The organism is Segatella sp. (assembly GCF_977051555.1).
The window spans coordinates 15,345-37,032 of sequence record NZ_CDRSSE010000034.1 but is presented as its reverse complement, the minus strand read 5'-3'; the positions used below and the strand labels follow the sequence as shown (position 1 = coordinate 37,032).

The 21,688-nt window shown below is 41.3% G+C and carries 18 protein-coding genes and 1 pseudogene; 15 read left to right on the top strand and 4 right to left on the bottom strand.

The window, feature by feature from the left end; all coding sequences use genetic code 11:
- Positions 1–479: 479 nt before the first annotated feature.
- Both ACWJAO_RS09080 and ACWJAO_RS09075 read left to right on the top strand, forming a co-directional pair.
- A complete protein-coding gene (locus ACWJAO_RS09080; RefSeq protein ID WP_153080643.1) occupies positions 480–578 on the top strand; it encodes a smalltalk protein in 99 nt (32 codons plus the stop codon).
- A gap of 102 nt (positions 579–680) precedes the next feature.
- The gene (locus ACWJAO_RS09075) at positions 681–1,217 is read left to right on the top strand and encodes an HU family DNA-binding protein (RefSeq protein ID WP_449140031.1); all 537 of its coding nucleotides are present in this window, start codon (positions 681–683) and stop codon (positions 1,215–1,217) included.
- A gap of 142 nt (positions 1,218–1,359) precedes the next feature.
- Here the strand turns inward: ACWJAO_RS09075 and ACWJAO_RS09070 are convergent.
- A pseudogene (locus tag ACWJAO_RS09070) lies at positions 1,360–1,596 on the bottom strand (group II intron reverse transcriptase/maturase); the annotation flags it as partial.
- Between ACWJAO_RS09070 and ACWJAO_RS09065 the strand changes: the two are divergent.
- From ACWJAO_RS09065 to ACWJAO_RS09035, 7 genes are all read left to right on the top strand, one after another.
- The gene (locus ACWJAO_RS09065; protein WP_449140030.1) at positions 1,596–2,000 is read left to right on the top strand and encodes an endo-1,4-beta-xylanase; all 405 of its coding nucleotides are present in this window, start codon (positions 1,596–1,598) and stop codon (positions 1,998–2,000) included. The pseudogene ACWJAO_RS09070 and the gene ACWJAO_RS09065 sit on opposite strands and share 1 nt — an antisense overlap.
- A gap of 137 nt (positions 2,001–2,137) precedes the next feature.
- Positions 2,138–3,589, top strand: coding sequence for an AAA family ATPase (locus tag ACWJAO_RS09060; RefSeq protein WP_449140029.1), 1,452 nt, complete (start codon positions 2,138–2,140; stop codon positions 3,587–3,589).
- Between the two features lie 199 nt (positions 3,590–3,788).
- Complete coding sequence (locus ACWJAO_RS09055; RefSeq protein WP_449140028.1) at positions 3,789–5,108, top strand: ATP-binding protein; 1,320 nt, start codon at positions 3,789–3,791, stop codon at positions 5,106–5,108.
- Between the two features lie 371 nt (positions 5,109–5,479).
- Positions 5,480–8,665, top strand: coding sequence for a SusC/RagA family TonB-linked outer membrane protein (locus ACWJAO_RS09050; RefSeq protein WP_449140027.1), 3,186 nt, complete (start codon positions 5,480–5,482; stop codon positions 8,663–8,665).
- 54 nt (positions 8,666–8,719) lie between these two features.
- Entirely contained in the window at positions 8,720–10,243 is a 1,524-nt protein-coding gene (locus ACWJAO_RS09045; RefSeq protein WP_449140026.1) for a SusD/RagB family nutrient-binding outer membrane lipoprotein, read from the top strand.
- Between the two features lie 83 nt (positions 10,244–10,326).
- A complete protein-coding gene (locus ACWJAO_RS09040) occupies positions 10,327–11,661 on the top strand; it encodes an McrB family protein (RefSeq protein WP_449140025.1) in 1,335 nt (444 codons plus the stop codon).
- Between the two features lie 12 nt (positions 11,662–11,673).
- Positions 11,674–13,002 carry a 5-methylcytosine restriction system specificity protein McrC gene (locus ACWJAO_RS09035; protein WP_449140024.1) on the top strand — a complete coding sequence of 443 codons (1,329 nt, stop codon included), beginning with the start codon at positions 11,674–11,676 and terminating at the stop codon, positions 13,000–13,002.
- A gap of 674 nt (positions 13,003–13,676) precedes the next feature.
- On the opposite strand, the gene ACWJAO_RS09030 is transcribed toward ACWJAO_RS09035, so the two are convergent.
- Positions 13,677–14,336, bottom strand: a complete 660-nt coding sequence (locus ACWJAO_RS09030; protein WP_449140023.1) for a hypothetical protein — start codon at positions 14,334–14,336, stop codon at positions 13,677–13,679.
- A gap of 335 nt (positions 14,337–14,671) precedes the next feature.
- On the opposite strand from ACWJAO_RS09030, the gene ACWJAO_RS09025 reads away from it, so the two are divergent.
- The gene (locus tag ACWJAO_RS09025; protein ID WP_449140022.1) at positions 14,672–14,815 is read left to right on the top strand and encodes a hypothetical protein; all 144 of its coding nucleotides are present in this window, start codon (positions 14,672–14,674) and stop codon (positions 14,813–14,815) included.
- A gap of 4 nt (positions 14,816–14,819) precedes the next feature.
- Positions 14,820–15,068: a DUF7724 family protein gene (locus ACWJAO_RS09020; RefSeq protein ID WP_449140021.1), complete on the top strand. Its 249-nt coding sequence runs from the start codon at positions 14,820–14,822 to the stop codon at positions 15,066–15,068.
- A 38-nt stretch (positions 15,069–15,106) separates the two neighbouring features.
- Here the strand turns inward: ACWJAO_RS09020 and ACWJAO_RS09015 are convergent, their stop codons facing one another.
- Complete coding sequence (locus tag ACWJAO_RS09015; RefSeq protein WP_449140020.1) at positions 15,107–16,390, bottom strand: ATP-binding protein; 1,284 nt, start codon at positions 16,388–16,390, stop codon at positions 15,107–15,109.
- A gap of 232 nt (positions 16,391–16,622) precedes the next feature.
- Positions 16,623–18,380 (bottom strand): AAA family ATPase, encoded by a 1,758-nt coding sequence (locus tag ACWJAO_RS09010; protein WP_449140019.1) that lies wholly within the window; start codon positions 18,378–18,380, stop codon positions 16,623–16,625.
- Positions 18,381–19,491: 1,111 nt separating this feature from the next.
- Between ACWJAO_RS09010 and ACWJAO_RS09005 the strand changes: the two genes are divergently transcribed.
- The 4 genes from ACWJAO_RS09005 to ACWJAO_RS08990 all read left to right on the top strand — a co-directional run bounded on the left by ACWJAO_RS09005 (position 19,492) and on the right by ACWJAO_RS08990 (position 21,666).
- Positions 19,492–19,635 carry a hypothetical protein gene (locus tag ACWJAO_RS09005; RefSeq protein ID WP_153128801.1) on the top strand — a complete coding sequence of 48 codons (144 nt, stop codon included), beginning with the start codon at positions 19,492–19,494 and terminating at the stop codon, positions 19,633–19,635.
- Between the two features lie 111 nt (positions 19,636–19,746).
- Positions 19,747–19,983: a DUF4160 domain-containing protein gene (locus tag ACWJAO_RS09000; protein WP_449140018.1), complete on the top strand. Its 237-nt coding sequence runs from the start codon at positions 19,747–19,749 to the stop codon at positions 19,981–19,983.
- Between the two features lie 6 nt (positions 19,984–19,989).
- Positions 19,990–20,256 carry a DUF2442 domain-containing protein gene (locus tag ACWJAO_RS08995; protein WP_006847687.1) on the top strand — a complete coding sequence of 89 codons (267 nt, stop codon included), beginning with the start codon at positions 19,990–19,992 and terminating at the stop codon, positions 20,254–20,256.
- 486 nt (positions 20,257–20,742) lie between these two features.
- Positions 20,743–21,666 (top strand): Rpn family recombination-promoting nuclease/putative transposase, encoded by a 924-nt coding sequence (locus ACWJAO_RS08990; RefSeq protein WP_449140017.1) that lies wholly within the window; start codon positions 20,743–20,745, stop codon positions 21,664–21,666.
- Positions 21,667–21,688 lie beyond the last annotated feature (22 nt).

The window sequence follows — 21,688 nt, the reverse complement described above, 5'->3', positions numbered from 1 at the left end:
GCTGACTTCTTTCAGATTCCGCGTCACCACGGACACCCTTGTCTCTCTGGCTAGACGATTCCCACTACTAGGGCTCGTTAGGGACTTGCACCCATTAGACAACACACATGCTAGTCAAACAAAAAAAAGGGTGCGCCATAGACTTATGACACACCCTCATACTTTTCTATACTTACATTTTAAAAGCGTGATATTGGGTCAAAATAAAACTGTAATAACTGAAATTGTAATTTGTAATCGATTTTTTAGCGGTATCGAGATGCATACTTTCATTGCCCCTAAAACTATGACTATCTCATCACAAAGCTATGAGTTATGACCCGCAAAACGATGAGTTATTTTCTTTAACACAATATGGCAGAAATGTTAATGGAATTTCACATAACTCTGCAAGGTGATTTTTGGTGGTGTAGGAAAAATGTAGTACCTTTGCACCTGTAATCAAGAACATTATTAATCACTAAAAAAACTAGAAAATTATGAAGAAAGAAACTTGGAAACAGATTTTTCAGATTGTACTCACAATCTTGACGGCGCTCGGCACTACCCTCGGAGTAACATCATGCATGGGGGTATGATAGTTGATAGTTAATAGCGGCTTCGCCGTATAGCAAGACTGCTATAAACTATAAACTTTAAACTATAAACTATTTTTCAATCACTTTAAAACAAAAAGAACTATGGCAACAAAAGGAACATTGAAGTATCGTAAAGTAACTCGCACTCCTCAGAGCGGACCTAACAAGAACAAGCAGATGTATTACGCAACTGCTGTAACTGACCGTAAGATGAACTTCGAGGAGTTTGTAACTCACATCTCGGAGCACAACTCTCCTTACAGCCGAGGCACCGTACACGGCGTATTGATGGATACGCTCGACTGCCTGCAGGAGCTCATCCTCGATGGCAAGAGCGTACGACTCTCCGACCTGGGTCTCTTCTCCATCGGTATGACATCACGTGCCGAGGCTACCAAGGACAAGGTTTCGGCAGCGAGCGTGGAGGGCGTACACCTCATCGTGCGTAACACCAAGACTTGGAGCAACGCTGAGCTGCGCAAGAAATGCCGCATAGAGGAGTATGACACCTACGGCAACACTACCGACGAGGGCTCTGTGCCGGGCGACGGCAAGGACAACGACGGAGGCGGCGGCTCTACCCCTAGCGGCGGCGACAGCGGCACTACCGCTCCTGGCGGCAGCGATGGACTGGAGTAAGCTACGGCTAATAGAGTAGATGTGGGGAGTTACCCCCAAGCACCGACACAATCGAGTAGGAGGAAAACGAAGTAGTTTTTCTCCTACTTTCGTTTTCCGACCTCTCACACCACCGTACGTGCGGTTCCGCATACGGCGGTTCCTATTTTTGGTGCCACTCGATGTATGCCCCCATCAATGTAGCATAGCCTGCCATGCTCAACTTTTCGTTGGTTATAGCACGGCTTAGTATATAACTGCCAGCTATGCGCCAATAACCCAAACGACTATTGCCCCACAAGTAAGCTTGGTATTTGTCAATACCGCACTTTACCAAGTTGGCAACTCTCGTTTTCACCCTCTTCCACGACTTCCATATACACATACGTAGCCGTCGCCTTGAAGGCTCAGGTAGATGCCATGTTCCAGACGATGGCAGCCACAGGCAAACTGGTTCGTGTAACCGAGCTTGACCTTTCTCTCGGCACCGGCACTCCATCCAGCAACCAGTATAAGGCACAGAGCGATGCCTACCGCATGATTGTAGAGAGTTACAAGGCAAATGTGCCAGAGGCTCAGCAGAGCGGTATCACCATCTGGAGCTTGTCTGATAATGAGGCTGAACACGAATACTGGCTCAAGGGTCAGGTGCCTAACCTCTTCGACAAGGACTACAAGCGCAAGTGGGCTTACAAGGGCTTCTGCGATGGTATCGCCGGCGAAGACCTCGGTCTGAAGTATGGTGGCGAAGAATACAAAGCTTTCTATGAGAAGAACAATGTTTCTTCAACCGTAGACAAGTAATTAAATAGAGAAAAATCATTAAAATCTGTCGTAATCTCACTTTTTTACCGAGATTACGACAGATTTCTCGTTTAAAAGTTGTCGTAATCTCATATTTTTTGTAACTTTGCGACAGGTTTCACTAATATGAGATAGATATGAAGGAGAATATTATAGGCAGAGAACAAGAGATTGGAAAGCTTGAAAACTATATTTCAAGCCGCAAATCAGAATTTATAGCCATCTATGGCAGACGCCGTGTAGGCAAGACTTTTCTTGTAAAAGAACTGTTCGAAAACAGATTTACATTCCGCATTACAGGCAAAGACTATGTTACAACCAAGGAGCAACTTGCGAGTTTCAGCTTCGCACTCAACGACCAGCTAGGCATAGAAACTGATGCTTCTAATTGGCCGGAAGCATTCCGGCTTCTGCAGAAAGCATTGGAAAAAATGCCAGAAGGAACAAAAATCATTTTCTTCGATGAACTTCCCTGGTTCGACACGTATGCCTCCCACTTCATCAGTGCACTGGAACATTTCTGGAACGACTGGGCATCATACCGCAGCGACATCAAACTGATAGCCTGTGGAAGTGCTACCACCTGGATGCTCAACCAGGTTATCAATTCACGGGGAGGGCTCCATAATCGCATTACTCACAACATTCTGCTCTCTCCCTTCAAGTTGCATGAAGTAGAAGAGTATTTCAAAGCACAGGGTTTTTATTATGAGCGCCCGGAAATCATCGAGTGCTATATGGCAATGGGCGGTGTGGCTTATTACCTGTCACTTTTCGAAAACAACAAAAGTGTGGCACAGAATATCCAGCAGCTTTGCTTCACCCGTGGCGGCGAACTCACCGAAGAGTTTGACCGTCTGTTCAGTTCGCTCTTCAAGAAAGCCGACAACCATCTTGCCATAGTTACAGCTCTGAAAAGCAAGGGAAAAGGAATGACCCGCCAAGACCTGCTGGACGCCACGGGACTGGCTAACAACGGAAGGTTCAGCCAGATACTCAAAGAACTTGAGCAATGTGATTTCATCCGCAGTTACACTCCTTTCGGCAAGTCGAAGAAAGATATGATGTATCAGCTCATAGATCCTTTCTGCCTGTTTTATTTCAAATTCATGCATAACAAGGGTTCATTCCTCGACAACTATTGGGTCAAGATGCAAACCACTGCAGAGTATGAATCATGGTGCGGTCATGCCTTTGAAATCGTATGCCTCCACCACATCAATGAAATTATCAGAGCTTTGGGCATAGATGGCAGCATCAATACCCCTTGTTCATGGTCTTACCGACCTACCGCCAAAGTTATGGCAGACGAGGAGGCGGACGAAGACCTGAAACGTGGAACGCAGATTGACCTGCTGATAGACCGCTCTGATAAATCCATCTCTATCTGCGAGATGAAATATTGCAATGGGGAATATGAAATCAGCAAGGCATACGATGCCCATCTGGCACACCGTCTGAAGGTTTTCAAGAAAGTAACGAAGACCACCAAGACACTCATACCAACTTTTGTCACCCCTCATGGACTCTATAATAATATGTATGCAAGAAAGATCAACAGGCAGGTAACAGGAGACGACTTATTTTGAGAAAAGTGGGATTTCCAGTCAAAACTCCTTAGGGAAATGTGGGATTTTTCCCTAAAAGTCCTTTGGAAAATGTGATGATTTAACAGAAAAGTCCTTAGGAAAATGTGATAAATATACTTAAAAGTCCTTAGGAAAATGTGATTTTACTTGCGTAATTCATTGTTTATTAGTATCTTTGCCAAAACATAATTTTCAGCGTATGGAAAGACTACTTATATCCCAATTGTTAAAATGGAAAGACAGCCATGGCAGGAAGCCACTCATACTGGAAGGTGCAAGACAAGTTGGCAAGACTTGGCTACTGAAAGAATTTGGGCGCAAGTACTTCAAAGACGTATGTTACATCAACTTCGAACAGAGTGATGTACTCGAAGAGATATTTGCTGGCGACTTATCACCACAACGCATTATAGAACAGCTCTCTATATATAATGGTAAGATGATAATACCCGAGGAAACTCTTATTATCTTCGATGAAGTACAAGAAATGCCAAGAGCACTCACCTCTTTGAAGTATTTCTGCGAAGAGGCACCAGAGTATGCCATCTGCTGCGCAGGCTCATTGCTAGGCATAGCCCTGCACGAAGGCACATCCTTCCCTGTAGGAAAGACAGATTTCCTGCATCTATATCCCATGTCCTTTAAAGAGTTTCTGCTAGCAAACGGAGAGAACATGCTGGTAGACTATATCGATAAAGGAAACAGAAACCTGGGAGCATTCGAGGCTCGCCTTACAGATTATCTGAAAAAATACATAATAATAGGAGGTATGCCTGCTGTTGTAACTGAGTGGCTGGGCAGCAAAGACTACAACAAGGTGAACCGCATCCAGCAGGAACTGATAGCAGCCTACCAGAAAGACTTCTCCAAGCATGCGCCAAAGAATATGGTCGAGAAAATCCGTTATGTATGGAACAGCATCCCTTCGCAACTGGCGAAGGAAAACAAGAAGTTTGTCTATGGACTGGTGAGAGAGGGAGCCAGAGCACGGGAATATGAGGATGCCATCATGTGGCTTTCTGATGCAGGTGAAATCATCAGAACCAACAATGTCAGCAAGCCCGACATCCCAATTTCAGCCTATGCTGATCTCAAATCGTTTAAGGTATTCTTACTGGATGTAGGTCTGTTGAGGGCAATGAGCAAGATTTCGCCGAAAGTAATATTAGAAGGAAGCAGAATCTTCGAGGAGTTTAAGGGAGCGTTGACAGAACAGTATGTCTGTCAGGAACTTCAGAACTTTGCAGAAACTCTGGAAACCAATTATTATTGGTCTTCCTCAGCCACTGCAGAGGTCGACTTCCTTGTTTCTGACGGTTTGGATGTATACCCACTGGAAGCAAAGGCAGGAGTAACCATGAATGCCAAAAGTTTGAAACTGTATCGGGAAAAATATTCACCCAAATGGTCGGTTCGCACCAGTCTCTTGTCATACGAGAGAAACAACAGTTCGAAAGCCATCAACATCCCCCTCTATATGCTCTTTGTTCTAGACAAAGAATTAAAAGCAGAAAGTTAGTATATCAAAGAAAGCGGCAGTTTTTGACAAAACTGCCGCTTTCTCTTGTTTTTCATAAGCAAAAGCGCACAAAATTCGTATATTTATAATAAAATGTCGGGTAAAGTGCAACTTTTCTAGAAAAAAGTTTGGTGATTTTCTAAAAAATGCTTATTTTTGCACCCGATTAAAAATATTATTAAAATTTAGTGAAGTTTGAGATGCTTCTCTATATATAATAAGGTATGGCAACATACCCACCCCCACCAGTTCGGGATAAGAGTTGGAGACGAGAAATGAGTCCCCACGCTCAATAAAAGGTGGGAGAATATGTAGTGAGAAAGAAATATAAAACATTATATATTTATTAATTAATTAAACGAGAGAGATTTATGGAAAAAAGACTCATGACGTTTATTGCCTGCCTCTTCCTTAGTTTAGGAATGGCGTTGGCGCAAACTCAAGTTTCCGGTAAAGTAACCTCTGCAGAGGATGGTGAGCCAATCATTGGTGCATCAATCAAAGTAGCAGGTACCAATACCGGTACAGTTACCGATGTTGATGGTAACTTCTCATTGAATGTTCCAGCTGGTGCAAAGTTGGAAGTAACATACCTCGGCATGTTGCCTCAGACTGTAAAGGCTGGACAGAAGATGAAGATTGTATTGGAAGCGGATAACAAGACTCTTGACGAGGTTGTAGTTACCGCAATGGGTATCTCCCGAGACAAGAAAGCCCTCGGTTATGCATCACAGAAATTAGGTTCTGAAGATCTGAACATTGCTGGTACTAGCTCTTTGGCTAGCGCTATGCAGGGTAAGTTGACTGGTGTTGACATTCGTCAGTCTTCTGGTGCTCCAGGTGCATCTGCTCAGATTGTAATTCGTGGTGCCCGTTCATTCTCTGGCGACAACACTCCTCTTTACGTGGTAGATGGTATGCCTATCGCTTCTTCTGCTGACTTCAGTACAGGTCAGTCAGTAACAGGTGCAGATAAAGCTAACCGTTCTATCGATATCAACCCTGACGATATCGAGAGCATCGACGTGTTAAAGGGTCAGGCAGCTTCTGCCCTCTATGGTATCCGCGCATCTAATGGTGTGATTATCATTACAACTAAGCGTGGCAAGGCTAATGCTGGACGCCCTGTCATTACATTCTCTACCGACTTGAGTGCTCAGACTGTCAGCAAGAAATTCGAACGTCAGACAGTATATGCTCAAGGCAATATGGGAAAGGGTGGCTCTACAGGTGCATATAATCCTAATTCATCCATGAGTTGGGGTCCAAAGATAGCTGACTTAGCTAATGATGCAACTTATGGAGGCAACACTGACAATGTTTATACCCAACAATATGGTAAGCATGAGGGTATGTACTACAACCCTAAATACGCTGCAGCAGGTCTTGATGGCTGGACTACACCTCAGACATACGACAACGTAGGTGATTTCTTCAACACAGGTTTCACACAGAATTCCAACTTTGGTATTTCACAGAAGAATGGCAACTTGGCTTACTCTTTTGGTATTGGTGACACTTATCAGAAGGGTATCATTCCTTCTACAGGTATGATGCGTACCACTGCTCGTGGTGCAGTTGATTTCGAAATCAACAAGCAGTGGAAGACTGGTTTCTCTGCAAACTATAGTTCTACAAAGATTACATCAGCTCCTGGTGCGAACGATAGTTTTATGAGTTACTTGTATGGTGCACCTGCTGAGTTTAATCTAAAGGGTACTCCTTACCACAAGCCAAACTCTCCATCTGACCAGATTCTTTATCGTTCAGGTGTATTCCAGAACCCTTACTGGTGGGCAGCTAATAGTGAATATCGTCAGGCAACAAATCGTGTTTTTGGTAATGCATACGTTGAGTTCCGTCCTAATTTCAATTGGGACAAAGAGCGTTTCAACCTTGTATTCCGCGAGCAAGCAGGTCTTGATGTATATACAACGACTAATGATGATATCAATGAGTATGGTACTTTGGTTTCTGGCAACAAGACAGGTGGTAGCATAGAGAATTACGGCGTACAGCGAAATGTTTTCAACAACCTCTTTACTGCCAATTTCACAGCAAAGTTAGATGCAGCTCAAAAGTGGGATTTAGGATTCTTATTGGGCTCAGAGTTCAATCATGAGAATGCTAGAACTTGGGACTATGCTGGTGATAATTTCCTTTTCTACGGACAGCCAACTATATCAAATGTAAGCAAAATGACATATAACTCTGAGTACAAATCAGAGGAGCGCACAGTAGGTTTCTTTGGTCAGTTGTCTTTGAGCTATGCTAATCAGCTCTATTTGACTGTAACAGGCCGTAATGATATCGTTTCTACTATGCCACGTGGCAATCGTAGTTTCTTCTACCCATCTGTATCACTCGGCTGGATTTTCACAGAGCTTCCTGCTTTGAAGGGTAATCACATCCTTTCATACGGTAAGCTTCGTGCATCATTTGCACAAGTAGGTCAGGCAGGTCACTACTATGCTAACTACTACTATGTACCAACATATGGTAGTGGTATGTATGGCTTCACCCCTGTTAGTTATCCTTTAGCAGGTCAGGGATCATATACCCCATATTATGTAAAGTATGACCCAAATTTGAAGCCACAGAACACAATGAACTGGGAGTTCGGTGCAGACTTGAACTTCTTCGACAACCGCATCCGCTTGGAGTATACAGCCAGTTACCAGGATATTAAAGATCAAATTTTTAATGTACCAACAGCAGGTTCAACAGGTTACCAATATCTTTGTACCAATGCTGGTGAGATGACTACATGGTCACACGAGTTAGCCATAAATGCAAGCATTCTTCAGAGTAAGGATTGGGATTTGGATTTAGGTATCAGCTACACACACTTACAGAATAAGGTTAAATCTTTGGCTGAAGGTGTAGAAAGCATCTTCCTTGGTGGTTTCGTTGAGCCGCAGGTTCGTGCTCAGGCAGGTTATACTTATCCAAACATCTATGGTATTGCTTTCAAGCGTGACGAACAAGGTCGTTTATTACTTAAGGATGGTCTTCCACAAGGTACATCTGATAGTCAGAACTTGGGCGAGTGTACTCCAGACTTCAATATGGGCTTCAATTTGAAGGCTCGTTGGAAGCGTCTGTCTTTGTCTGCAACATTAGATTGGCAGAAGGGTGGCAAAATGTACAATGGTACCATTATGACAATGAACATGTTTGGTGTAACAAAGGAATCTTTACCATATCATGAGGGTACAATGGTTGTAGATGGTATTGACGAAGCTACAGGCCAGCCTAATAAAATTGAGGTAAGCAAGCAGTCATACTGGTATGCATATCATGAAGTAACAGAATCAGGTATCTACGACCGTAGTTACGTAAAGCTACGTGATGTAACCTTGAGCTATCAGCTTCCTAAGTTTGCAGGCATCGACATTTCCGTATATGGTTTCGCTCGCAACTTGCTCCTTTGGTCTAAGATGAAGGATCTTGATCCTGAATCTTCTCAGGGTAATGGTAACATGAGTGGTTGCTTCGAGCGCTTCTCTATACCTAATACTTCAAGCTTCGGTGGTGGTTTCAAGATTACATTCTAATCAGAGAGTCACCCTCGGAATCATTAAAGTATCAAACAACAAAAAGATAAAACAATGATGAAATTTAAAAATATATTAGGCATTCTAGCTATCTCAGCAGTAGCAATGACAACTGTTTCATGCTCTGAGGACACAATGGACAGAATCAACAAAGATAACGGGCATCCGAGTGCCGAATTTGTTGATGCAAAATTCCAGTTGACAGATGCTATCGTATCAAGCGTATTTACGACAAATGGTGGTAGCTTTGCATGGTATGTATCTTCGTATACAGAACAGTTATTCGGATGTGGTAATAATCAATTAAAAAATGCAGAGCTGAGAAATGCTAATGAAACTGCAGCAAGTGCCACATTCAACAATGAGTGGGATGGAACATATCTTTCCTTGAATAACATTCAGCAGATGATTACCAAGTGTGAAAGTGGTGCAAATGCTGGCCAAGCAGATATCTTAGGTATGGCACAAATTTTGGCAGCATACGACTGGGGCATTATGACAGATATGTTTGGTAACATTCCTTGTTCTGAGGCTTTTAAGGCATCTGCACCTAAAGTCGATTCACAAGAGAGTATTTATGAAAACATCAATAACTTGCTTGATGCCGCCATTGTGAACTTAGGCAAGGCTATCGATGGAAAGATGAAAAATGCCGGTAGCCAAGATGTACTTTTCAATGGAAACTGCAGCAAGTGGAGAGGTTTAGCTCATGCATTGAAGGCCCGCTATCTTTTGCATAAAGTAGGTCGTGTAGATAATAAAAATGCTTTGTATACACAAGTCTTGTCAGAGACAGATGCAGCAATTGCTGATGGTTTTGATGGTGCTCTCTTAGATGTGTTTACAGGTTATGGAGCTGGTCAGACAAACTCTTGGTCTGCTTACTGGGCTAGCCGTGAGTATATTGCTTCTTCAAAGACGGTTGAAGACTTGCTGATAGAAAGAAATGACCCTCGTGAGCCACTTTACAATTATAATGAGTTTGGAACCAATACCATCGGAGAACCTGGCAATGAGGAACAAGCTCAAAGTATTGAGGAATTGAACGTACCTGCCTGGTTGGATTATGGATTTGAGAACAAGCAGGGCAGCCATATGTTCAGCAAGTCAGAATTGTACTTCATCCGAGCAGAGGTTAAGACCCGCCTTGGACAAGATGCAAAAGCAGACTTTGAAACTGCAGTAAAGGCTTCAATGGAAGACTATGCAACATCATGCGGAGAAACATTCTCTAACGATGCAGTTGCAGCATACCTCTCTGGTGTGACAGCTACAAAGTTCGCAGCAAACCCATTGAGCGAAATCTTGGTACAGAAGTATATCGCACAGACTCGCGATGAACAGTTGGAGACATTCAACGATATACGTCGTTGCAAATACCTGGATGGCAGCTATCCTGTAGCTTTGACCAACCCAAAGAATAATTCTTCACTTGGCAACCGCTTGCCACTCCGTTTGCCATATGGTTCAAGTGATGTAATTTCCAATCCAAACGTGAAAGAGGCATTCGGCTCAGGTAATGATGCCGGTATGTATATCTTTACAGAGAATGTATGGTGGGCTGGTGGTAACCGCTAATTCAAAATATAAAAACAACAAAAGGTGTATCTTTCTTGTCCATCTGGGGACTTTTAAGATACACCTTTTTTAATAAAACAAATATGGGAAAGGCTGATAAATATTGGCATATTCAAATGTATAAGCCAGAAGGAAAAGGAGGGATAGAGATTGATTCCATGAAAATGCTACAAGAGCCCAATCCTGTTATAGGGACAGGAGAATCAGATGCTTTAGATTGTATTCAATTTAAAGATGTAGAGAATGGAACCATCGTTTTTGTGCGTGAAGGAAATAAAGCCTTGGCATTATGTGAAATTATAGATAAAGCATTCCTATCTAACGAATTAGAAAACAAATATTACAACACCAATTATAGGCATGTAAAAATCTTAGCTTGGGCAAAAGACTATAAACAACCTCGCCCACAATTATTCTCGCAAGGTACATTTAAGTCTTGCAAGTCAAGCACAGAACAATATCATTATATTGATGAATGGCTAAAATATATAAAAATCATGGAAAATCTAAAGAAATACAAAACACAAGTTTTAAGCAACAAAAACCTTATCCTCTCTGGTGCACCAGGAACGGGAAAGAGTTATCTGGCCAAACTAATAGCAGCTAGCATTATCGGTTGTGACAAAGACGAGCTCATCGGCAGCAAGCAATTTCAGTTCGTTCAATTTCATCCATCTTACGACTATACGGATTTTGTTGAAGGTCTGCGCCCTTATCAAAAAGAAGGTAGCAACGATATTGGATTCAAACTGGAGCCGGGTATTTTCTATCATTTCTGCCAAAATGCTTTGAAAGACAAAGAGAATAATTACGTCTTTGTGATAGATGAAATCAATCGTGGTGAAATCTCTAAGATATTCGGTGAACTGTTCTTTTCTGTCGAGCCAAGTTATAGGGGAACTAAGGGAAATGTTACAACACAGTTTGCCAACCTCCATAAAGAAGAAAATGAGTTTGACAGAATGACTGATAACAAAAGAAAAGGAAACTTTTTCGTACCAGAGAACGTATTTATCATCGCAACAATGAATGATATAGACCGAAGCGTCGAGAACCTGGACTTCGCTTTCAGAAGACGCTTCCCCACAGAATACATCAAATGGGATGATACGTTGGATTCTATCTTGGAAACTTTGAACATTAGTTTCAAGGAAGAAGCCAAGGCAGCCTTAACAAGACTGAACCAAGCAATAACAGAGGAAGAGGAACTGGGAGAGGACTATACCATCGGAGGTGCTTATCTACTACATCTTAAAGATATGGGCGATGCAAACAGTTCGCTGGAAGCCTTTTGGAATAGCTATTTGGAAACTATTATCAATGAGTATCTGAAGGGATTACTTTCACAAAAGGAACTTAAAGAAATGGTTACCTCATTAAAGAATGAATTTCTCGATGCAAAGACTGACAAACAATAGAAATTGACAATCATGATTGAACTGGAAGATAATAACACCAAAAATATTGAGAGCATCAATCCGCAAGAGAAAGAGCTGATAACTACTCTGTCTGAGCATAGCTTGAATTGGCTGATAGAGAAAGACAACGTATTGGTATTTCCTAACTCATTTCAAGCGGGTGACGGCGACCAACATATATTAACGATCCATTGTCAAGAAACGTGTTGGTCCGTTCAAACTTACAATCTTATCGGCTACATCGGAAAAGGAGATGCAGAAATAAAAATCAATTCTCGTTTCGATGCAGCAGGTCAGTACAACTTCTTACATTATCTCTTGCTAAAAACTCAAAATGTCAACTTGTTTAATTATGAGGTAAAGAGTGACAGAAAGGACAGCATGTTCAACTTACTCAAGTTTCTTTTCCCAAAATATTTGAATGAGGCCTTGTCGTCAGGCATCTTAAAAATGTATGATTCTTTTAGCTATAATGATTGCAAACTGAAGGGGCACATCGATGTAAATAGGCACATCAAGAACAACCTGCCGTTTAGAGGGAATATTGCTTACCTCTTGAGAGAGCATACTTGCGACAATTATATCATTCACCTGATATGTTACACCATCGACTATCTGCAAAAAGATAGAACCGGGCGGTTTCTCTTGACGAAAGACGAAGTTACCAAACATAATGTCGAGCGGATACAAAACTGGGGGAAATCTTATAGGAAATACACTTTAAACCAAACATTCAACAAAAATCTGAAGACTCCTATACATCCTCTGTATATCAAGTATAGACCATTGCAAAAACTTTGTCTCGCTTTACTGCGGCATAGGCATCTTTCTTATAATGAAGATACTGAGAAGGTACATGGTGTTTTGTTTGATGCGGCATGGTTATGGGAAGAATATGTTGCATTAATCATAAAAGATAGCTATAAGCATATCGTTAGAGGAAAAGGATATAAACTTCTCTCTTATGAAGGTGAAAAATTTCAGGAGATTATCCCCGACTTTTTGAGTCGAGAAGAAGATAACAGGATTGTTGCGGATACTAAGTATATTCCATTAGACGACACAATGCATCTGTCTACAGACAGGGCATCAGCCATATACTATAAAACCATCATGTACATGTATCGTTTCAACTCGAATAAAGGACTTTTGCTCTATCCCAGTAAGGAGGACAATACTTCCTATCCAAAAGATTTCAGAATTATAGAAACAAACGGAAGTCTAGTAAAAATCCCCATGAAGATATCAACCCAAAAGGTTTTTGGGGAATTTGCAGAAGATATGAAGCACAATGAAAAAGAGTTTCTTATAGCCATAAAAAAGATAAAAGCTAAGAGATAACAAGGTGTATTATCAAAAAGTGGTAAACTTACCGTTTTTCGTCACTGCGAAAGCTCAAACGAAGGCTTTCACCATGATTTACAAGCAAAAAGTGGTAGTTTTTACCACTTTTCGTCACTCTCAAACATTTTCCCAAGAAGAAACGAGGGCAATAGAATTCATACTTTTCGGATTTTGATGGGGTGTTTGAGAAACAAAGATCTCCAACACATACGTATATATTTTCTCAAATTTAATGTCACATTTGCCACATTTACACTTAACTATTTGATTATAAGCGAATAATGGGTGGTAATAAGGGACTTTTTTATTGTCACCTTATTGCCACCTATTGCCACATTTTGCAAAAAACAGCGATTTTTGGGTGTTTTAGAGGCGTTTTTAGAGCTAAAAGGCTGTAAGTATTGAGCAAAAATGCTTATTTTCTATTCATTTTTGAGTATTTTTCTATGCTTTTTATCGAAAAACCTCCCACAATGCAGCAAAAATTACGTCCCGACATAGCATTTCCTACGTCACGACGTAGCAACAGACGCGTCACGACGTAGCAAATGCTACGTCCGGACGTAATTTCAGATACATCCAGCCTAACATCAAAGCATGCCTCTTTTGGGTTTCAAGTAAGCCTCAACTGATAAGCATCAGATTCTCCGATGTCGTGATGCCCTTGCATTTTACCAATCCATAATTTTACGTATATCCAAACAAACAGAATTAAATCTATCAAACCGAGACATCCAAGTTGGCACATCCTTATTCATCCATCCCATGACATTCTTCATCTCATCATGTATCATCTCAACTTCATCGAGATCCCAACAAATTGCTTCGTTATGATCAATTCTATTGCGCAAGCGACGGAATTTGTTTAAGAAGCTAGCAACAACCTTTCTTTGCCGATTAGCTTTCTTCACAAAAGGGAAAGCTCTCCTTAAATCTTTCCATAGAATACGTTCGTAGTTTCTATTAAAAAGAGAAGTCCAAAAGCCCCAGGTTAACTCTGCGGTAATCTTAGCGGTGGTTATATCTTCTCCTCGTGCAGCAATTTGTTTCTTTGCTGTACTTATATATTTATTCAGCTCCATCAAACCTGGAGTTGTTGATAAAACCACATACCAATCTTCTCTTTTGGCAAATGCCACAAGTTCCCGAACTACGGAATTGCGAAGTTCAACCTCAAAGACTGAAAGGCATGGGTACATAGCTTCCGAAAGCATTATATTACACTGATAATGCTTAACAGCCTTTTGTTCATCATCGGGATAGAGCAAGAAATATTTCTTCATTCTATCTTCAGAGAAAACTTTTTCGAAAAAATCTTTGGTATATTCCATTTTTATTATTATCTTTGCAGCGCAGTCCCGGTAAGGCCCTCTCCCAGATTATTCGATGCTGGTGATGACCCCGGGTTTTTTGTTTTTGCAAAAATACATAATTATTTTGATTGCAACAACAAAAAAGCCATATTTCTTTGCATTTTCTTGTTATCTCCCTCATTCTCAAACATTTTTCCAAAAAATCCTTCCATCTTTCAGAAGAAAAGCGTATCTTTGCAGAAGAAAAGCTGCACTCGGCAATCTGTAAGCAAGCTTACATTGCGCTCGTTTGCATTTTCTTTGCAGAAGATTAGCGACACGAATGTTGAATCATTAAAACAAGGAGGTAGAATATGGATTTATTTGATAGCAAAAGACAAGAAAGATTAGAGGCAGCAAGAAAGGCTTCGGTTGCAAGCAAAGAAGCTGCAAGAAATTTCCTCATTGAGGCTAGAATATTATTGCCGAACGGAGAAGTTGCACCACATTTGAGATAAAGGTATGGAAAACAATAATCTTTCATCAGAAGCATTACTCTCCAATCAGGGAGATATGACTTCGTTTAGATATGGCAATAGTAATATCCGATTTCGTACTCCCAAACGCCTCAAACGATACACTGAGGTTAAGGAATGGGATAATGGATATATTGTTTGTATAGGGCATTCTTGCTATTGGGCAGGTAACAAACCTGACCTCCCAGTGCTTACTTGCTTCCTAAGGACTGCTCGAATAGATGCCTCTACTTAAAATTTATGGCACATGTGCCACTTTTTAAAAGTAGAAGCCTATTCTAATATGTTTCGTTGCAAAAGAAAATCAAACAAGCTTATGAACAAGATGCCTGCTTCATTGTGATGAGAAACAATATTGTCCTTTACTATGATTATCTTCTGGAAGTTATCTGAGATGTATTTTAGTGATGCAGATTCTTGTTCTATCTTTTCCTTATCAGGAAGAGCAAGGGCAGACTGGATATAATAACGCTTAGAGCCATTGTTGACTACAAAATCTACTTCCAATTGCTTGCGCATCATTCCTTGTTGCGGTGTTCGGGTACGAGTTTCTACCATACCAACATCCACAAGATAGCCACGGCATCGTAATTCATTGTATATCACATTTTCCATGAGATGGGTTTCTTCTATTTGACGGAAATCCAGAAGGCTATTGCGCAGTCCTAAGTCTACGAAATAGTATTTAGACAATGTACCGATGTACTTTTTCCCCTTAATGTCATACCGCATCGCTTTCTCTATCAGGAAGGCTTCTTGCAAGAATCCTAAGTAATTGTCGATTGTTAACGGAGACAGGTCTGCATTGCTTACGCTCTTGAAAGTGTTGCTCAATTTATTCGGATTGCATGGTGAGCCTACCGATGATGCCATTACTTTAACAAGAGAGTCGAACTCCGTGTTTTTCTTGACATTATTTCTGTCTATCAAGTCTTTTAGATACACCGTAGTATAGAGATTACGCAGATAACTCATCTTCTTTTGCTGGGTATCCAAAGACAAGATTAAAGGCAAACTGCCATACGTAATATAATCTCGCCATGCATTTTCTTTGTTGCCATCGTAAGCCGATACATATTCTGAAAAAGACAGAGGGTAAATACGTATTTCATCACCTCTTCCTCTGAACTCTGTTGCAATGTCGGAAGATAGAAACTTAGAATTGCTTCCTGTTACGTAGACATCCACATTGTCTATATGAAGAAGACTGTTCAAGGCTCCAACAAAGTTGTTTACCATTTGAACTTCATCCAATAGGACATAATGAATTTCAGAATCTTTGATGTTACCTTTAATATAGTGTAGCAGTTTCTTGGGGTCACAGTATTCATCGTTCAGTATATCATCCAAAGCCAGAGATATAATATGGTCTGGAGAAATGCCATCTGCCAGGAGATGATCTCTAAACAACTTGAATAGAAGATATGATTTGCCACATCTTCTGATACCTGTAACTATCTTTATCAAGCCATTTTGTTTGCTTGATATGAGTTGGTTGAGATAATATTCGCGCTTAATTTCCTTCATGCTACTTAAAATTTCTGGCACATGTGCCATTTTTTTTAAGTGCAAAGATATGCGAAAGTAGAGTTCTAACCAAAAATTTTTAGATTTATTATACTAAAAAGGTGTGCGCACTAGCCGCTCTATCCTTAGATTATAGGGCATTCTTGCTATTGGACAGGTAAATAAAAGGTGTATCCTTATTGCCCAACACAATGGGCAAAGGGATACACCTTTTTCTTTTTATCTCTCTCAAACATTTTCGACCTGTATGGTTGAAATAGTTTTATATCTCCTCGCAAGCCACCATTTCCGCTCCGCGGTAGATAACCACCAGCTTGTGGAGCTTTGTAGTCTTTACCGCCTCTCTGACCATATCACTGTCCGCATAGCGAGAGATTTGAGCTGAAGCCTCCTCGAAGAGCTTTTTCACTTGCTCATCTGTGGTTTGGCTCTTGCAATATTTCAACTCGATGATATATGAATCTACCATGTCCTTGTAGATGTCACAGAGCGGAGAGAGGAAGATGTCGGCATAGCCGCCGTCATTGTCCAGCTCAGAGATAGGACGATAGAACTTGTTCTGGCTTGTCATCGCCAGGGTGAAGCCATGCACGAAAGCCTCTCCCTTCTGCTTGTCTCGCTGGGAGGAGTACTTCTTCAGGCAGTCGGCGATATACTCAAAGTATGGCTTGAATTGTCCATCGTATGCCAGTTTGCTCTCCAGTTTACCTTTGCTATATCTATCGTATACCAAGTCATTCTCCTTATAGGTGTCGAGCAGGTAGGTGTACATCTGGTCTCGCACCACCTCATTCGGGATGATGAACTTGGTCTCACCCTTGTATGTTCCGTCTATCGTCACCATGCCAAAATAGAACAGCAGGCTGAGGAAATTGTCAGGGTCGTTGATTCGCTCGGCAGGGAAGTTCTCGTTGAGCGTGCCTATCACGAATCCCTGGGTTACCAACTGCTGGATGATGCTAGCATCGTGGGCGAACTCCTTGTCGTGGCGGATGAGCATTCGCATCTTGTCATAGTCGATACGGATGTTGGGCTCCACCATCTTCTTAGTGATTTGGTATTCGTAGTCAATATAGTTGTCTACGAAGTAGAGCACCATCATCGAGTTGTACATGGTGGTCTCACCATATCTATCCTCTGCAAAGCAATAGTTATCGTACCAAGGCTTCATCACCTTGATCAGCTCATCGGTGGTGTGATTGAACGGTAGAACGCTGCGGTAATAATCCAGCATCTCTCTCACTTCTTCCTCGGTAAATCCCGTCATCTCATTGAATTTTGGGCTTAGGGAGTAGTTGGTTCCGATGTTGAATCCGCTGGTCAGGTCATCCATGGTCACAGGGCTTACTCCCGTGACGAACACTCTGCCCAGAGTATTGCCAGCCGCACCCTTGATGGTGTTGAAGAACTGGCGCAAGTATCCCTCTCCGTGGGTCTGGTTGCGATACCTCATAAGATGCTCCTCATGGGCGAGAATCATGTTGGTGAAGTTGTCGTACTCATCGATGAAGAGATAAATCTTCTTTCCCACCTCCTGGCATTTCTGGCAAAGAAACCTCAACTTGGATACCGCATCAGGCTCCTGTTGCAATCCTTCCTTGGTATCAGCAGGAAGAATATGTGCATAGATGTCACAAAAGAAATTGAACACAAGGCGACAATGGTTGTCCAGTCCATTCTTATAATCATCCAATCCTGCTGCCACCTCGGCAAAATTGAGGTGGATGATGAGATATGTACTATGCTCTGGTGTAGGATTCTGCCCGATGTATAGCTTGCCAAAGATTTCCTCAAACTTGTCTTTCTTGTTGATGTCATAGTAATTCTCAAGCATGGAGAGGGTAAGTGTCTTGCCGAAACGACGAGGGCGAATGAAGAAGAAATACTTGTTGGATTCTTCTATTTGCTCTATGAAAGGAGTCTTGTCCACATAGTAACAATCCTCTTTTATGACATCCTCAAAATTTTGCATACCGTATGGTATGCGCTTGCGGTAAATGCGCTTTGGTCTTACTATCATAACTCAGTTTGATTATTCGTTTTTGAATCTGATGGCAAAGATAATACTTTATCTCCTAATCTCCAAAACTTTTCCCGAAAAACTTCTACCATACAGCTAGTATATTTTCCCAAGAAGAAACGAGGGCAATAGTATTTATACCTATCGGATTTTGATGGGATGCTTGAGAAACAAAGATCCTTTACGCATATGTACATGTTTTCTCAAATTTATTGCCACATTTACCACGCTTATTATAAGTAGCTGATAATAAGAGAATAACGGGTGGCAATAAAGGGATTTTTTATTGTCACCTTATTGCCACTTATTGCCACATTTTACAAAAAACAGCGATTTTCGAGCGTTTTTGAGGCGTTTTTAGAGCTAAAAGGCTGGAAGTATTGAGCAAAAACGCTTATTTTCTATTCAATTTTTAATGTTTTTCTATGCTTTTTATCGAAAAACCTCCTACGATGCAGCAAATATTACGTCCCGACGTAGCAACAGACGCGTCACGACGTAGCAACAGACGCGTCCGGACGTAATTTCAGATACGTCCTGTCTACCATCCAAGCAAGCCTCTTTTGGGCTGCAAGTAAGCCTCAACTGACTAAAATCTCGCATGCGGTTCAAGAACGGGCTGAAGGCCCAAAAGCTCCTAGCCCAGGGCGTATTGGTTAAATTCAACTGTACAGGTCGTTATTTTGGGGAAAGATCTTTGGTATATTCCATTTTTATTATTATCTTTGCAGCGCAGTCCCGGTAAGACCCTCTCCCAGATTATTCGATGCTGGTGATGACCCCGGTTTTTTTGTTTTTGCAAAAATACATAATTATTTTGATTGCAACAACAAAAAAGCCATATTTCTTTGCATTTTCTTGTTATCTCCCTCATTCTCAAACATTTTTCCAAAATTCCTTGCATCTTTCAGAAGAAAAGCGTATCTTTGCAGAAGATTAGCGGCGCTCGGCAATCTGAAAGTAAACTTTCATTGCACTCGCTGGCATAATCTTTGCAGAAGAAAAGCTGCACTCGGCAATATGTAAGCAAGCTTACATTGCGCTCGTTTGCATTTTCTTTGCAAAAGATTAGCGATACGAATGTTGAATCATTAAAACAAGGAGGTAGAATATGGATTTATTTGATAGCAAAAGACAAGAAAGATTGGAGGCAGCAAGAAAGGCTGCAACTGCTAGTAAAGAGGCATCTTTGAAATTTCTTATAGATGCTGGCATCTTGGATAAAAATGGAAACTGGGCTTCACATCTTAGATAAATGGTATGCAAAAAAAAGCAAATTCTTGTTATCTCACTCATCCTCAAACATTTTCCCAAAATTTCTTGTATCTTTCAGAAGAAAAGCGTATCTTTGCAGAAAAAAGAAACGATGCCAACAATATTCATATTTTTCGGATTCAGATTCATGTTTTATTCTAATGATCATGAACCAATTCATGTCCATGTTATCAAGGATGGAAATGAAGCAAAATACAATGTATCTCCTCTGACCCAGATTTATAATCATGGATTCAAAAAGCATGATATTGCCTTGATAGAATCTATTATTTCTGAGAATGAGGCGGTCATTTTAGATAGATGGAAAGAGTATTTTAATCAAAAATAAGATATTATGGAGCAATATAGAGTAAATCGCGTTTGGGTGGACGATGCTCATATTTGGGCAGAAACCCAAAATGGGTGGAAGGCTAACTATCCTTTCAGCCGTTGGAGCCGTCTTGCTAACGCCACACCTGCCCAGCGTAAGGCTTTCGTATTGAGCAGATATGGAATCCATTGGCCTGAATTAGACGAAGATTTATGCTTTGAAGGACTGTTCGCTGATGCTGGCATATACAAACCGTCAAATGCAGAAGATACTATTTATTATCAAGCATAATAAAAGGATTTTTGCCACTCAATGCGGCTGAATAAGCGTAACGAGACGACTCATCTGGCGCAAGGATACGACGGCGCTGGGTCAAAGATATAGATTAGGAGGTTCAAGCAGTCGGTATCTGAGGTTCAGAGAGACTGTATCTGAGGTTCAAGGAGACTGCTTCTTGATGATTCCCACTAGGCTCGGCAGCTCTGCTGAGCCTAGTCAGCAGCTCTGCCGACTGCAGTCAGCAGGTCTGCCGAGCCTAGTGGCAACACCTCATTATCGTACAACTACACACCCTTTAGTCGTACGACTGTATACCCTTTAGTTGTACGACTGTATACCCTTTAGTTGTACGACCATAAACCTACTGTTGTACAAGTATAAACTCATTGACAGTACAATAGTAGTTTTACAACTCAAACATTTTCCCAAAAATCCTTGCTTCTTTCAAAAGAAAAGCGTAACTTTGCAACCGAATATTAATTTTAGGAGGAAATCTATATGGAAGAGCTAAAAGATAAATACATTCGATTCGATTGGGCAATCAAACGATTGCTTCGTCAGAAGGCTAACTTTGGAGTACTTGAGGGATTCCTTACTGTGTTTATCGGCGAGCCTATCAAGATTATCGACATATTGGAAAGCGAAGGTAATCAACAGGAAGCCGACGACAAGTTTAACAGAGTTGACATCAAGGCGAAAAATAGCAAAGGGGACATCATCATCGTGGAGATACAGAACACAAGTGAGCTGTATTATCTGGAGCGAGTGCTCTATGGAGTGGCAAAGGCTATTACCGAGCATATCAATCTCGGCAACACCTACAAAGAAGTAAAAAAGGTATATTCCATAAGTATACTTTATTTTGACCTTGGCAAAGGGTCGGACTATATCTACGTAGGACAGAACAATTTTATCGGCCTGCATACGCAAGACCAACTCATCATCAGTACCAAGGAGAAAGATACAATCGTGAGAAAGTCGCCTGCCGAAATATTCCCAACCTATATGCTAGTGCGCGTCAATGAGTTCAACAAGGTTGCCAAGTCTCCTTTGGAGGAATGGGTTGATTACCTCAAAAACGGTGTCATCAATCCTGACACGAAAGCACCAGGATTGCAAGAAGCTCGCGAGAAGCTGAAATACTACTCTATGTCGAATGCCGAACGACACGCCTACGATGAACATGTCAATGCCATCATGATTCAAAATGACGTTCTTGGAAACGCTAGATTAGAAGGGCATGCAGAAGGTAGAGCAGAAGGCAGAGAGGAAGGTAGAGCAGAAGGCAGAGAGGAAGGTAGAGCGGAAGGTAAAACTGAAGAAAAAAATGCCATCGCCCTAAAAATGCGTCAAGCTGGTCTGCCTATAGAGCAAATCATGCAATTCACAGGGCTATCGGAAGAAAATATCAAATCATTATAAACAGAATTGGTCGGTGCCAATA